This window comes from Hydrogenophilus hirschii, assembly GCF_054656675.1.
The window spans coordinates 261628-274783 of sequence record NZ_BAAHXQ010000001.1 but is presented as its reverse complement, the minus strand read 5'-3'; the positions used below and the strand labels follow the sequence as shown (position 1 = coordinate 274783).

Sequence of the window (13156 nt, the reverse complement as noted above, 5' to 3'; positions counted from 1 at the left end):
GTTACTCCTTCACATGCCAACGGCGCTGCACGACAGCGAAACGGCGCGCGACGAACGCTGCGTCACAGTAGCTGGCGTTCGCCGCCGGGTTGAGACCGGTACCGTGGTAGTCGGAAAACGCTGCCGACTGGTTCACGTAGACGCCGTCGGTCAAATTGAACGAAAGCGCGACACCGGCACGCAGGCTCGCATCGACCATCCGCTCCTGGTACGCGGGATCGATCGAGTAGCACCCCAACGTCAATGCGCCGTGTTCGCGTACGATCCGCTCGGCGCGCGCCAGCGCCGCGTCGCGGTCGGCGCAACGCACGACGAACGCGATCGGCCCGAAACGCTCCTCCAGATAGGCCGCTTCGTCGTTTTCGTCACAGGTGATGAGCACCGGCGTTTGCACGCGGGCATTGGGATACTCGGGGTGGGTGAGCGCTTTGCTCGCCAGTGCCACGGCACCGAAATCGCCCCGGTTCGCCGCATCGATGCGCGCCATCGTCTCGTCGGACTGCACCGCCCCCAGCACCGCGAACGCCACCCGCGGATCGGACAAGAACGCGTCGATTGCCGCGGCCAGGTCGGCAACCACGGTCTCGTACGGCTTCACGCCGTCGGGTGTCTGTACCCCTTGCGCGGGAACCAAAATCGCCTGCGTCGTGGTGCACATCTGACCGGAATAGAGGGACAGCGTAAACGCCAGGTTTTTCAACAGGCCAGCGTAGTCGTCCGTCGATTCGATCACGACGGTATTGACCCCGGCCAGTTCTGCATAGACCTGCGCCTGGCGGCAGTTGTCGATGAGCCATTGCCCGAACGCGCAGCCGCCGGTGAAATCGATCGACTTCACCGCCGGGTGCTGGACGAGCTGCTGGGTAGCCTGGCGATCGTCGAACACCGCCAATTGCACCACGTTCGGGTCGCACCCGGCCTCGGTCAATACGTCGCGCAGCACCCGTACCGTGATCGCCGCAGGCAACACTGCGTTGCTGTGGGGTTTGACGATCACCGGGTTGCCAGTTGCCAACGCCGCAAAGAGCCCCGGATAGGTATTCCACGTGGGGAAGGTTCCGCAACCGATCACCACGCCGACGCCGCGGCCGACGATCTCATAGCGCTTCTCCATCTTGATCGGGGGATTTTTGCCCTGGGGTTTTTCCCAGACCGCCGCTTTGGGGATCCGGCTCATCTCGTCCCACGCATACGCAACCGCCTCGAGCCCACGGTCCTGCGCGTGCGGCCCCCCCGCTTGGAACGCCATCATCCACCCTTGGCCGGTGGTGAACATCACTGCGTGGGCCATCTCCATACTGCGCCGGTTCAAACGGACCAACGCTTCGAGCAGCACGCCCACCCGCCCTTCGGGCCCGAGACGCTGCCACGCGGGCATCGCGTTTTCTGCCTGGCGGACCAGGGTTTCGACCGCAAAGACCGGGTACTTCGGCGTCAATTCCACTCCGTAAGGCGACCGCTCGGTTGCGACCCACCGCTCGGGCGTACCTTGATCCTGCAAAGGGAATTCGCGGTCGTGGTAGGCAAGCGCTGCCGCTTTGCCTTCGGCCATCGCGTTTTCCCCATAGATTTTCGGGCTGGGCATTTCGGGGAACGGAGTCCAATAGCCACGCATGTGAATCGCACGCACCGCCTCTTCGAGCAGCGCTTGATGGCGCGTAAACCATTCTTGAGACACGGTATCTCCTCCTTCAGGATATGTGGCAACAAACTTTAACATAGACAAACCGGTTAGAAAATATCGAAAAAAGCGGTTGACTTTGATGCAGGTCAAGTATAGTATTTATCGAACGGTCGGTCAAACAAGTGCACAACCCACACGAAAGGACGGAGGAGACCTCAGATGGAGACGGCCTGGCGCACGATTCTGTATCGTGAAGCAAACGGCGTGGCGTGGCTAACCCTCAACCGCCCAGAGCGCCTCAACAGTTTCACGACCGAAATGCACGCCGAAGTGCGCGAAGCTCTGGCGCGCGTTGCGACACAGCGGGAAACCGGTACGGTGCGCGCGCTGGTACTCACGGGTGCGGGGCGCGGCTTTTGCGCGGGTCAAGACCTCAACGATCGCGCCGTTGCGCCGGGCGAAGCCGCACCCGACCTGGGTGAATCGATCGAAAAGAATTACAAACCGCTCATCCTCACGTTGCGCCAGCTCGAATTGCCCGTGATCGCCGCGGTCAATGGCGTTGCTGCGGGAGCGGGGGCCAATCTGGCGCTGGCGTGTGACCTGGTCTTTGCGGCACGCTCGGCGCGCTTCATTCAGTCGTTCGCGAAACTCGGTCTCGTTCCCGATACCGGCGGGAGCTGGACGCTGCCGCGGCTGGTGGGTCCGGCGCGGGCGCTCGGGCTGGCGCTGCTGGGTGAGAACCTCTCGGCGGAAGCGGCCGAACAGTGGGGACTGATCTGGCAATGCGTGGACGACGACGCGCTCATCCCCACGGTCACAGCGGTTGCCGAACAGCTTGCCGCGGGCCCCACGTACGGCTACGCCCAAACCAAAAAACTCATCTGGAGCAGTTTCGAATACGCCCTGACGCAGCAGCTCGACCGCGAACGCGACGCGATGCGCGCCTGCGGGCAGACGCACGACTATCAAGAGGGCGTTCGCGCCTTCTTGGAAAAACGCCCACCCCGTTACCTTGGTCGCTGAACGCACCGCGCAGGGAGTTGCCCGATGACCCAAGCCACCGAAACCCCGTCCCAAGCCCTTCCGCCCAACGCGTTGTTACTGATCATCGGCGCAGGCGCGATGGGCCGCGGCATCGCCCAGGTTGCCGCCACGGCGGGCCATCCCGTCACCCTCTACGACCTCAACGCCGCGCAACTCGACGCCGCGAAAGCGGCGATCGAGCGGGACCTCGCCAGCGGCGTCGCGAAAGGCAAGATCCCCGCTGAAGCAGCCGGAGCAACGCAGGCGCGACTGACGTACACCCAAGACTTTCGCGAAACGGCACCGCTGGCTGCGCTGGTAATCGAAGCGATCGTCGAAAACCTGGAGGTCAAGCAGACCCTTTTTCGCGACCTCGAAGCGCTCGTTGCGCCGCACACGATCCTGGCCAGCAACACGTCGTCGCTTTCGATCACTGCGATCGCCGCACCGCTCACCCACCCCGAACGGGTGGTTGGGATGCACTTCTTCAACCCCGCCACCCACATGAAATTGGTCGAAGTGGTGAGCGGCCTCCAAACCGACCCTGCGGTTGCGGAAACCGTCCAAGCCACCGCGCGCGCGTGGGGCAAGATTGCGGTGCGCGCGAAATCGACACCTGGCTTCATCGTCAATCGCGTCGCCCGCCCCTTCTACGGCGAGGCGCTGCGGCTACTCCTCGAGCAGGCGAGCGACACTGCCACCATCGACGCGATCCTGCGCGACGCCGGCAACTTCCGTATGGGGCCGTTCGAATTGATGGACCTCATCGGCCACGACGTCAATGCCGCGGTAACCCGCTCGGTCTGGGAAGCCTACGGTTACGACCCCCGTTTCCAACCCAGTCTCATCCAAGAGGAATTGGTGCGTGCGGGACACTTGGGCCGCAAAAGCGGGCGGGGTTTTTACGACTACCGTGAAGGGGCGCACAACCCGGCACCACAAGAAGCCGAACCGCACCCGCTCGCCGACCCGAACGCTTCGCTCATCGGCGACCATCCCGCGCTCGACGCCATGGCTACCCGGTTACACAACGTCGGCGTTGCGGTCAAACGGGCAACCGTCCCGTCCGAACCCTGCATCGAAACCCACGGCGTGCGGATCGTCCTGACCGACGGTCGCCCTGCAACGCTTCGCGCGCTGGCAGAACAAAACCCGTCGCTCGCCGTTCTCGATTGGGTTCGCGACTGGAAGAGCGCAACCCGCATCGCGGTGGCGTTTGCCGAAACCACACCGGACGCGGCGCGTGCGCAGGCGATCGCCCTCCTGCAAGCAGCCGGGTTGCGGGTCGCGGTAATCGCCGACACCGCAGGGCTCGTTTTTGCCCGCACGCAGGCGATGCTCGCCAACGAAGCAGCGGACGCCGTCCATCAAGGCGTAGCCAGTGCCGAAGAGATCGATCTGGCGATGCGCTACGGCACCAACTACCCCGAAGGGCCTCTGGCGTGGGCGGAACGAGTGGGCGTCATCCAAGTCACCCAACTGCTGCGCCATCTCCACCAGTTCACCGGGGACGCGCGCTACCGCGTCTCCCCCTACCTCCAGCTGCGCGCAGCAGAGGCGGCCCTCAACCGTGCTCCGCGCCACTTGGGATGAGCCACGATGAACACGAACACGCCTCACAGCTCGACCCCGTCCGCGCCCGACCCACAAACCGTCGCCAATGCGGTCGGGGAAGCGATGTACGCGCGCGACTATTGCGCCCAGCACCTGGGCATCACACTCGAGGCGATCGCCCCCAACTACGCGCGCATGACGATGACCGTGCGCCGCGAGATGTTGAACGGTTTTGCGATCCTGCATGGCGGCATCCTCACCACGCTGGCCGACACCGCGTTTGCTTACGCCTGCAACAGCGGCAACGAAATGACCGTTGCGGCAGGCATCGCCACCGAATTCTTGGCGCCCGCGCACGAAGGCGATCAGCTCACCGCCGAATGTCGCGTCGTTGGCGAAGCGGGACGTACCGGCGTTTATGATGTCACGGTCACCAATCAGCACGGCAAACTGATCGCGGTGATGCGCGGCAAATCGTACCGCCGCAAAGGTCACCCGATCTGTCCCGTCGAATCGAAACCACACCCATGAGGAGGAAACCACCATGCCCGTGAAAAAACCGCAACCCGGTGATCTCGAACCGATCGAAACCGCGAGCATCGATGAGCTGCGCGCGCTCCAACTCGAACGCCTCAAATGGAGCGTTCGCCACGCGTATGAGAACGTCGCCCCCTACCGTGCGAAATGTGAAGCGCAGGGCGTGCACCCCGACGACCTCAAGACGCTCGAAGATCTGGCCAAATTCCCGTTCACCACGAAACAAGACCTGCGCGACCATTACCCGTTCGGACTCTTTGCGGTCCCACGGGAAAAAATCGTGCGGATCCACGCTTCGAGCGGCACCACCGGCAAACCCACCGTCGTCGGCTATACCGCCAAAGACATCGACACCTGGGCGAATCTGGTGGCCCGTTCGATCCGCGCCGCGGGCGGCCGTCCCGGTGACATGGTCCACGTCGCGTACGGCTATGGTCTCTTCACCGGCGGGCTGGGCGCCCATTACGGTGCCGAACGGCTCGGGTGCACGGTCGTCCCAATGTCGGGCGGGCAAACCGAGAAACAGATCCAACTGATTCTCGACTTCAAACCCGACATCATCATGGTCACCCCCTCCTACTTCCTCACCCTGCTCGACGAAATGGCGCGCCAGGGAATCGACACCCATTCGATCTCTCTAAAAGTCGGGATTTTCGGTGCCGAACCCTGGACTGAGGCGATTCGCCGGAACATCGAATCGCGCACCAATATGGACGCGGTCGATATCTACGGCCTTTCGGAAATCATGGGGCCTGGCGTCGCGAACGAATGCATCGAAACGAAAGACGGCCCGACGATCTGGGAAGACCACTTCTACCCCGAAATCATCGACCCGATCACCGGCCAACCCCTCCCAGACGGCGAAGAGGGCGAACTGGTCTTCACCACCCTCACCAAAGAGGGGCTGCCGATGATCCGCTACCGCACCCGTGACCTCACGCGCCTCCTGCCGCCTACCGCCCGCAGCATGCGCCGCATGGCGAAGATCACCGGCCGCACCGATGATATGTTGATCATCCGCGGCGTCAACGTCTTCCCTACCCAGATCGAAGAGCTCATCCTGCGGGTGCCGCAACTGGCGCCGCACTACGTGCTGGTGGTCGAAAAAGAGGGGCACCTCGACAAACTCACCGTCAAAGTCGAACTCAACCCCGAAGCGGGCGTCGGTCGCAAGGAGCACCTCCGCGAAGAGGCGGCCAAAGCGCTTGCCCACCTCATCAAGACTTTTGTTGGCATCTCAGCGAAGGTCGAAGTGGGCGATCCGTTTGCGATCGAACGGGTCACCGTCGGGAAAGCGCGCCGGGTGATCGACAAGCGACCCAAAGAATAAACACGAGGATTACCAACGCTGGAACAGGCGAATCTCTGTTCGCCTAACCTGCAGAGACAAGGAGCCCACGATGTACACCCAAGCGATGGACCTGATCGCGAAAGAGGCGGGAAATACGACTCCCGCCACGGCAGAGCCGGAAGCCTACCAACGTGAATTCGACGCGAAGATCGACCGCGGCGACTTCATCGAACCGAAAGACTGGATGCCGGAAGGCTACCGTAAGACGCTCATTCGCCAGATCAGCCAACACGCACACTCCGAAGTAGTCGGCATGCTCCCCGAAGGGAACTGGATCACCCGCGCTCCGACGCTCAAACGCAAAGCGATCCTGCTTGCGAAAGTCCAAGACGAAGGGGGGCACGGTCTCTACCTCTACGCAGCGGCAGAGACCTTGGGGGTCAGCCGCACCGAACTCATCGAAGCGCTCCTATCTGGGAAAGCGAAGTACTCCTCGATCTTCAACTACCCAACGCTCACCTGGGCCGACGTCGGCGTGATCGGCTGGCTGGTAGACGGCGCAGCGATCATGAACCAGATTCCGCTCTGCAAATGTAGCTACGGCCCCTACGCGCGCGCGATGGTACGCATCTGCAAAGAGGAGTCGTTCCACCAACGCCAGGGATACGAATCGCTCCTGGTGATGATGCGCGAAGGGACGCCGGAACAGAAAGCGATGGTCCAAGACGCGGTGAACCGCTGGTGGTGGCCCGCTCTGATGATGTTCGGCCCCCCCGACAGCGAAAGCGTGCACAGCCCCCAATCGATGCGCTGGGGCATCAAACGGGTCTCGAACGACGAATTGCGACAGAAATTCGTCGATGCCACCGTGCCACAAGCGGAAGTGCTGGGGGTGACGCTTCCCGACCCCCACCTCAAATGGAACCCGGAGCGTGGCCATTACGACTTTGGCCCGATCAACTGGAAAGCGTTCTGGGACGTGATCAACGGCCACGGACCGTGCAACCGCGACCGAATGGCCGCACGCCGCCGCGCTTGGGAAGAAGGCGCATGGGTGCGTGAAGCCGCCGAAGCGTATGCCGAAAAAGCAAAGCGGCGGGCTACCACCCACCCCACCGCTGCCTGAACGATACAAAAAGGAGTCGTTCCGATGACACAAACTCCAACCGACACCCCACGTCGCGACGAATGGCCGCTGTGGGAAGTCTTCGTCCGCGCCAAGAACGGGCTCGAACACAAACACTGCGGCAGCGTCCATGCGGTCGACGCCCGCATGGCGCTCGAACTCGCACGGGACCTCTACACCCGACGGCAAGAGGGCGTCTCGATCTGGGTGGTGCGCTCCGACCAGATCGTCGCCTCCGACCCGGACGCCAAACCCGAACTCTTCGACCCAAGCGCCGACAAGATCTATCGCCACCCCACCTTCTATCGGCTCCCAGCCGAAGTCGACCACATGTGAGGGGTTAGCGATGCTCGTCACCGAACTGCTGCAAACCACACCAGATCCTGCCGCGGAAACCGCGCTCACGCTTCCGGACTATGATCCCGAAACGCAAGCGGCGCTCTTTCGCTACCTCCTTCGGCTCGGCGACAGCGTGTTGATCCTGGGGCAACGCACCAGCGAATGGTGCGGCCACGCGCCGGTACTCGAAGAAGAGATGGCGCTTGCCAATTTCGGACTCGACCTGATCGGCCAAGCGCGGATGCTGCTGACCTACGCCGGTGCGCTTGAAGGAAAAGGGCGCGACGAAGATACGCTCGCGTTCCTGCGCTATGAGCACGAATACCGCAACGTCACCATGACCGAACTTCCCAACGGCGACTTTGCCCGAACCATGGTGCGCCATTTCCTCTTCGCCAGCTGGATGGTGCTCCTCTGGGCGCGGCTCCAATCGAGCGCCGACCCGCACCTCGCGGCGATCGCTGGCAAAGCGGTCAAAGAGGCGCGTTACCACCAGCGCCACGCCGGCGGGTGGGTCGTACGTTTGGGCGACGGCACCGCGCTTTCCCACGACAAAACCGAGGCGGCACTCGACGACCTCTGGCCGTACACCGCCGAGTGGTTCGAAAGCGACGAAGACGACGCCCGCTTGGCGCAAGCTGGCATCGCCCCTCATCCGGGCGAATTCGCCGCGCCTTGGCGCGAAACGGTGACTCCGACCCTTGCCGAAGCGCAACTGCGCATGCCGCCAGAGAGCCCCTTTCGCAGCCACGGCCGTTGGGGGCGGCACAGCGAACACATGGGCCACCTGCTACCTGAAATGCAATACCTGCAGCGCGCCTATCCTGGAGGCAAATGGTGACCGCACCAGACGCGATCCACGCGGTGCTCGCCACCGTCCCCGATCCGGAAATCCCGAACCTGTCGATCGTCGACCTCGGGATGGTGCATCGCGTCACCGTTGCCGAAAACGGCGCACCGCTCGTCGAGCTGCTCCCCACCTATTCGGGCTGCCCCGCAACCGAAGCGATCGCGGCAGCAACCCGCCGCGCCCTCGCCCAAGCGGGGTATCCCGACGCGGTGGTCCGCTTCGTGCTCACCCCCGCCTGGTCGAGCGACCGCATCACCGCCGAAGGCCGCGCCAAACTCGAAGCGGCGGGCATCGCGCCGCCTTCATGCGGTGGCGCGGGATCAGACGACAAGCGCGCAACCGCGGCACCACTCACCTACCACCCTACGATCCCGTGTCCCCGCTGCGGCAGCCGCAACACGGAACCACTGAGCGAATTCAGCAGCACTGCCTGCAAAGCACTCCTGCGCTGCCGCGCCTGTGGCGAACCCTTCGAATACTTCAAACCGATTTGAGCCCACCATGGAATCCTTCGTCCCCCTCACCGTCAAACAGATCGAACGCCTGGCTCCTGACGCAGTAGCGGTCGAATTCGACGTACCGGAACCCCTACGGTCCGCGTTTGCCTTCACCGCCGGGCAACACCTGATCCTGCGCCACACCTTCGACGGCGAAGAAGTGCGGCGAAGCTACTCGCTGGCGAGCACCCCGGGCAGCGGTCGCTGGATCGTCGGGATCCGCAAAATCCCCAATGGCCGCTTCTCCACCTGGGCGAATCAGCAACTTGCCCCCGGCATGACCGTGGAAGCGCTGCCGCCGCAAGGGCGATTCCAGTTTCGACCTGACCCGGACGCAAAACGCCACCTCGTCGCGTTTGCCGCGGGAAGCGGTATCACCCCGATCCTCTCCATCGTCGCGACGGTGCTCGCGGAAGAGCCGCAGAGCCGCGTCACACTTTTTTACGGCAACCGCACCCGCGCGAGCGCGATGTTCCTGGAAACGATCGAAGACCTGAAAAACCGCTACCCAGACCGCTTTCTGCTCATTCCGCTCTTCTCCCGCGAGCCGCAAGAGTTTCCCCTGTTCGAAGGTCGGCTCGACGAAGCCAAAACCCGCACGCTCCTTTCCGCCTTTTTCCCGGAGCCCGAAGCGATCGACATCGTCTATCTCTGCGGCCCCAATGCGATGATCGACGGCGTCGAAGCGGCGCTCCTCGCGCACGGGGTCGCGCGGGATCGCATCCACCACGAGCGTTTTGGCGCGCCCGAAAGTGCGCCCCCCACCCACGCCGAACCGCAAGACGCCACCGCTGCGACCATCCGCGTGATCGTCGATGGCATCACACGCGAATTCCCCTACCCCGGCGGTGCCACCCCGATCCTCGACGCCGCGTTGGCCGCAGGCATCGCGCTCCCCTATTCGTGCAAAAATGGAGTCTGCTGCGCCTGTCGCGCCAAGGTGGTGGCGGGACGGGTCCGCATGGACAAAAACTACTCGCTCGAAAGCGAAGACCTCGAAGCAGGGTTCGTCCTCACCTGCCAGGCACACCCGCTCACCGAGCAGGTGACACTCAGCTTCGACGAACGCTAAACGAAGGAGTCATGCCGACACCATGGCCCGCACGCGCAGCCCCAACTTCGAAGAGCAGCGAGAAGCGATCCTCGAAAAAGCCGCGATGCTCTTTGCCCGCATGGGCTTTCACGCGGCTTCGATGGCGACGCTCGCCAAAGCGTGCGGGGTTTCCAAGGCGCTCCTCTACCACTATTACCGGGACAAAGAGCACATCCTTTTCGACGTTGCCGACGCCCACGTCGAACGGCTCTGCACGCTCGTGCGTGAGACGCTGGCCAACCGGTCGCTCTCCACACCCCAAGAAGCCGAAGCGGCACTCGCTGCCCTCATCACCGCGTTTCTCGACGAGTACGCTCATGCGCAGCACCGCCACATCGTGCTGGTGCAGGACGTGAAACACCTCCCCACGGAGCTTGCCGAAGTCATCCGCACCAAACAGCGTCAGGTGGTGCACGGCTTCGAACGGGTGATCGCAGCGCTCGTCCCGCACGATACCTCCCCTACCACCGTCTCGGCACTCACCATGACCCTCTTCGGGATGATCAACTGGACCTTCACCTGGCTGCGACCGGACGGGCCGCTCACCCATCGTGACCTTGCCCCGCTCGTCATCGAGCTTTTTTTGCGCGGCGTCCCCGCAGCCGCGCACGCCCACACGGCCAATTCTGCCGTTTCCGCTGCGTTGTCTTCGCAACATCCCCTTTCCCCTGATCCCGTGACCCATTTGGTTGGAGATCCACGATGAAAGAACCTGTCTATCTCGTCGACGGCGTACGAACCCCTTTCGGGCGCTACGGGGGGGCGCTCGCGCATGTCCGCCCCGACGACATGGCCGCGCACGTCATCCGGGCACTCGTTGCCCGTCACCCCCAAATCGATTGGGCCACGCTTGACGACGTCTCTTTCGGTTGCGCGAACCAAGCAGGTGAAGACAACCGCAACGTCGCCCGCATGGCGGCGCTCCTAGCGGGGTTGCCCGTCGAAGTGCCGGGCAGCACGATCAACCGCCTCTGCGGCTCGGGGCTCGATGCGATCGGCACCGCGGCACGCGCGATCGTCGCGGGCGATGCCGAGCTCATGATCGCGGGTGGCGTCGAAAGCATGACCCGCGCACCGTTCGTGATGGGGAAAGCCACGAGCGCGTTTTCCCGCAGCGCGAAAATCGAGGACACCACCATCGGCTGGCGGTTCATCAATCCGTTGATGGCAGAGCGCTACGGCACCGACTCGATGCCCGAAACCGCCGAGAACGTCGCAGCCGAATTCGGCATTGCCCGCGCCGACCAAGACGCGTTCGCCTACCGTAGCCAACAACGAACCGCTGCGGCGCAACAAGCGGGCTATTTCGCGGGTGAAATCGTTCCGATCGACGCCCCGACCGGCAAGAAAGACGAAACGCAGACCGTTGCGATCGACGAACATCCCCGCCCCGATACGACATTGGAAACGCTTGCCAAACTCAAAGGGGTGGTACGCCCCGACGGTACGGTGACCGCCGGGAACGCCTCCGGCGTCAATGACGGCGCGGTCGCATGCCTGATTGCCAGCGCCACTGCGGTGGAACGTTACGGCCTCACACCGCTTGCCCGCATCCACGCGATGGCCACAGCAGGTGTGCCGCCGCGGATCATGGGCATCGGTCCCGCGCCGGCCACGCAAAAGCTCCTTGCGCGTACCGGTAAGCGACTGAGTGAAATCGACGTGATCGAACTCAACGAAGCGTTCGCGGCGCAGGCACTTGCGGTGTTGCGCCAACTGGGACTACCGGACGACGCCGAACACGTCAACCCCCACGGTGGCGCGATCGCGCTCGGTCACCCGCTTGGCGCCTCGGGCGCGCGCCTCGCGCTCACTGCGGCGCGCGCCCTTCACGCCCGCGACGGCCGTTGGGCGGTGGCGACGATGTGCATCGGCGTCGGGCAAGGGATCGCGATGTTGCTCGAAAAAGCCTGAATTAGATATTGTCAAATTTATTTGATATGTGGTAATTTAGAGCCACCCCATCCCCGCCGGGTCAGAGCGGGCAACTTGGAGGCAATGAGGAGACGTGTCATGAAAAAACCTTTTCTCAAATCGCTGACCGTTGCATTGGGCGTTGCGTTCGCCGCAGGTGCTGCCTGGGCCGAAGTCAAAGTGGGCGTGAACGTTTCGGCCACTGGGCCCGCCGCGTCGCTCGGCATCCCGGAAAAAAACACCATCGAACTGATGCCCAAAGAGATCGCGGGTGAGCAAATCACCTACATCGTGCTCGACGACGCGTCGGACACCACCACCGCGGTGAAGAACACCCGCAAATTCATCACCGAAGACAACGTCGACCTGGTGATGGGTTCGACCATCACCCCCAACTCGCTCGCGATGATCGACGTCGTTGCCGAAGCGAAAGTGCCGATGATTTCGTTTGCTGCGAGTAACCGGATCGTCGAACCGGTCGACGCCAAACGCTACTGGGTCTTCAAAACGCCGCAAAACGACCACCAGATGTCGACGGCAATCGTCGAACACATGGTCGATTCCGGCGTGAAAACCGTCGGGTTCATCGGTTTTGCCGACGCCTACGGCGAAGGGTGGTTCCAAAATTTCAGCGAAGTGGCAGAAGCCCGTCGGCTCAAGATCATTGCCAACGAGCGGTACAACCGTACCGACACCTCGGTAACCGGTCAGGTGCTCAAGCTCGTTCAAGCCAACCCCGACGCGATCCTGATCGCTGGCTCCGGCACCCCCGCGGCGCTGCCGCAAAAAACGCTCAAGGAGCGCGGCTATCGCGGTAAGATCTACCAAACCCACGGGGTTGCGAACAACGCGTTCCTCCGTGTCTGCGGCAAAGATTGTGAAGGCATCTTCTTGCCTGCCGGGCCGGTGCTCGTTGCCGAGCAACTGCCTGCAGACCACCCGGTGAAAACTTCAGCAATGGAGTACGTCCAAGCCTACGAATCGAAGTACGGCAAAGGGTCGGTTTCGACCTTTGGCGGGCACGCCTGGGACGCGGGGAAACTCCTGGCCGCGGCGTTGCCGGAAGCGCTCAAGAAGGCCAAGCCGGGTACGCCGGAATTCCGCGTCGCGCTGCGTGACGCGCTCGAAAACGTCAAGAACGTTGCCGGCGCACACGGAATCTTCAATATGAGCAAAGACGACCACCTCGGGCTCGATCAGCGCGCGCGCGTCATGGTCCAGATCCAGAACGGCACCTGGAAATACGTCAAATAAAAGCGCGCATCAGCCGATCGGTAAATTGAACTGCGATCGCCGCGTCGCCCC

At 63.1% G+C, this 13156-nt stretch carries 13 protein-coding genes; 12 read left to right on the top strand and 1 reads right to left on the bottom strand.

Annotation, left to right across the window (positions count from 1 at the left end):
- Window position 1 precedes the first annotated feature (1 nt).
- Window positions 2-1678, bottom strand: coding sequence for a phenylacetic acid degradation protein PaaN (paaN, locus tag ACYQ4Z_RS01435; RefSeq protein ID WP_459859807.1), 1677 nt, complete (start codon window positions 1676-1678; stop codon window positions 2-4).
- A 165-nt stretch (window positions 1679-1843) separates the two neighbouring features.
- Between paaN and paaG the strand changes: the two genes are divergently transcribed.
- From paaG to ACYQ4Z_RS01375, 12 genes are all read left to right on the top strand, one after another.
- Window positions 1844-2650 carry a 2-(1,2-epoxy-1,2-dihydrophenyl)acetyl-CoA isomerase PaaG gene (gene paaG / locus ACYQ4Z_RS01430; protein WP_219972245.1) on the top strand — a complete coding sequence of 269 codons (807 nt, stop codon included), beginning with the start codon at window positions 1844-1846 and terminating at the stop codon, window positions 2648-2650.
- A 24-nt stretch (window positions 2651-2674) separates the two neighbouring features.
- Window positions 2675-4243, top strand: coding sequence for a 3-hydroxyacyl-CoA dehydrogenase (locus ACYQ4Z_RS01425; RefSeq protein WP_459859806.1), 1569 nt, complete (start codon window positions 2675-2677; stop codon window positions 4241-4243).
- Between the two features lie 6 nt (window positions 4244-4249).
- Window positions 4250-4735, top strand: coding sequence for a hydroxyphenylacetyl-CoA thioesterase PaaI (gene paaI, locus ACYQ4Z_RS01420; RefSeq protein WP_217125786.1), 486 nt, complete (start codon window positions 4250-4252; stop codon window positions 4733-4735).
- A 13-nt stretch (window positions 4736-4748) separates the two neighbouring features.
- A complete protein-coding gene (gene paaK / locus ACYQ4Z_RS01415; RefSeq protein ID WP_217125785.1) occupies window positions 4749-6071 on the top strand; it encodes a phenylacetate--CoA ligase PaaK in 1323 nt (440 codons plus the stop codon).
- A gap of 70 nt (window positions 6072-6141) precedes the next feature.
- Window positions 6142-7158, top strand: a complete 1017-nt coding sequence (gene paaA / locus ACYQ4Z_RS01410; protein ID WP_217125784.1) for a 1,2-phenylacetyl-CoA epoxidase subunit PaaA — start codon at window positions 6142-6144, stop codon at window positions 7156-7158.
- Window positions 7159-7182: 24 nt separating this feature from the next.
- A complete protein-coding gene (paaB, locus tag ACYQ4Z_RS01405) occupies window positions 7183-7494 on the top strand; it encodes a 1,2-phenylacetyl-CoA epoxidase subunit PaaB (protein ID WP_119334552.1) in 312 nt (103 codons plus the stop codon).
- Window positions 7495-7504: 10 nt separating this feature from the next.
- Entirely contained in the window at window positions 7505-8338 is an 834-nt protein-coding gene (gene paaC / locus ACYQ4Z_RS01400; RefSeq protein WP_219972248.1) for a 1,2-phenylacetyl-CoA epoxidase subunit PaaC, read from the top strand.
- Window positions 8332-8841, top strand: coding sequence for a 1,2-phenylacetyl-CoA epoxidase subunit PaaD (gene paaD / locus ACYQ4Z_RS01395; protein WP_219972249.1), 510 nt, complete (start codon window positions 8332-8334; stop codon window positions 8839-8841). Before paaC ends, paaD begins: the two co-directional genes overlap by 7 nt.
- A 7-nt stretch (window positions 8842-8848) precedes the next feature.
- Window positions 8849-9916, top strand: a complete 1068-nt coding sequence (gene paaE, locus ACYQ4Z_RS01390) for a 1,2-phenylacetyl-CoA epoxidase subunit PaaE (RefSeq protein WP_219972250.1) — start codon at window positions 8849-8851, stop codon at window positions 9914-9916.
- Between the two features lie 22 nt (window positions 9917-9938).
- The gene (locus ACYQ4Z_RS01385; protein ID WP_219972251.1) at window positions 9939-10643 is read left to right on the top strand and encodes a TetR/AcrR family transcriptional regulator; all 705 of its coding nucleotides are present in this window, start codon (window positions 9939-9941) and stop codon (window positions 10641-10643) included.
- The gene (gene pcaF / locus ACYQ4Z_RS01380) at window positions 10640-11851 is read left to right on the top strand and encodes a 3-oxoadipyl-CoA thiolase (RefSeq protein WP_219972252.1); all 1212 of its coding nucleotides are present in this window, start codon (window positions 10640-10642) and stop codon (window positions 11849-11851) included. Before ACYQ4Z_RS01385 ends, pcaF begins: the two co-directional genes overlap by 4 nt.
- A gap of 99 nt (window positions 11852-11950) precedes the next feature.
- Entirely contained in the window at window positions 11951-13105 is a 1155-nt protein-coding gene (locus ACYQ4Z_RS01375) for an ABC transporter substrate-binding protein (RefSeq protein WP_459859804.1), read from the top strand.
- Window positions 13106-13156 lie beyond the last annotated feature (51 nt).

What these genes read in the sequence shown, in the direction of transcription:
- paaD (WP_219972249.1), top strand. Translation starts at nt 8,332, where the DNA reads ATGGTGACCGCACCAGACGCGATCCACGCGGTGCTCGCCACCGTCCCC.
- paaE (WP_219972250.1), top strand. Translation starts at nt 8,849, where the DNA reads ATGGAATCCTTCGTCCCCCTCACCGTCAAACAGATCGAACGCCTGGCT.
- paaG (WP_219972245.1), top strand. Translation starts at nt 1,844, where the DNA reads ATGGAGACGGCCTGGCGCACGATTCTGTATCGTGAAGCAAACGGCGTG.
- ACYQ4Z_RS01385 (WP_219972251.1), top strand. Translation starts at nt 9,939, where the DNA reads ATGGCCCGCACGCGCAGCCCCAACTTCGAAGAGCAGCGAGAAGCGATC.
- paaA (WP_217125784.1), top strand. Translation starts at nt 6,142, where the DNA reads ATGTACACCCAAGCGATGGACCTGATCGCGAAAGAGGCGGGAAATACG.
- paaI (WP_217125786.1), top strand. Translation starts at nt 4,250, where the DNA reads ATGAACACGAACACGCCTCACAGCTCGACCCCGTCCGCGCCCGACCCA.
- ACYQ4Z_RS01425 (WP_459859806.1), top strand. Translation starts at nt 2,675, where the DNA reads ATGACCCAAGCCACCGAAACCCCGTCCCAAGCCCTTCCGCCCAACGCG.
- pcaF (WP_219972252.1), top strand. Translation starts at nt 10,640, where the DNA reads ATGAAAGAACCTGTCTATCTCGTCGACGGCGTACGAACCCCTTTCGGG.
- paaK (WP_217125785.1), top strand. Translation starts at nt 4,749, where the DNA reads ATGCCCGTGAAAAAACCGCAACCCGGTGATCTCGAACCGATCGAAACC.
- paaB (WP_119334552.1), top strand. Translation starts at nt 7,183, where the DNA reads ATGACACAAACTCCAACCGACACCCCACGTCGCGACGAATGGCCGCTG.
- paaC (WP_219972248.1), top strand. Translation starts at nt 7,505, where the DNA reads ATGCTCGTCACCGAACTGCTGCAAACCACACCAGATCCTGCCGCGGAA.
- ACYQ4Z_RS01375 (WP_459859804.1), top strand. Translation starts at nt 11,951, where the DNA reads ATGAAAAAACCTTTTCTCAAATCGCTGACCGTTGCATTGGGCGTTGCG.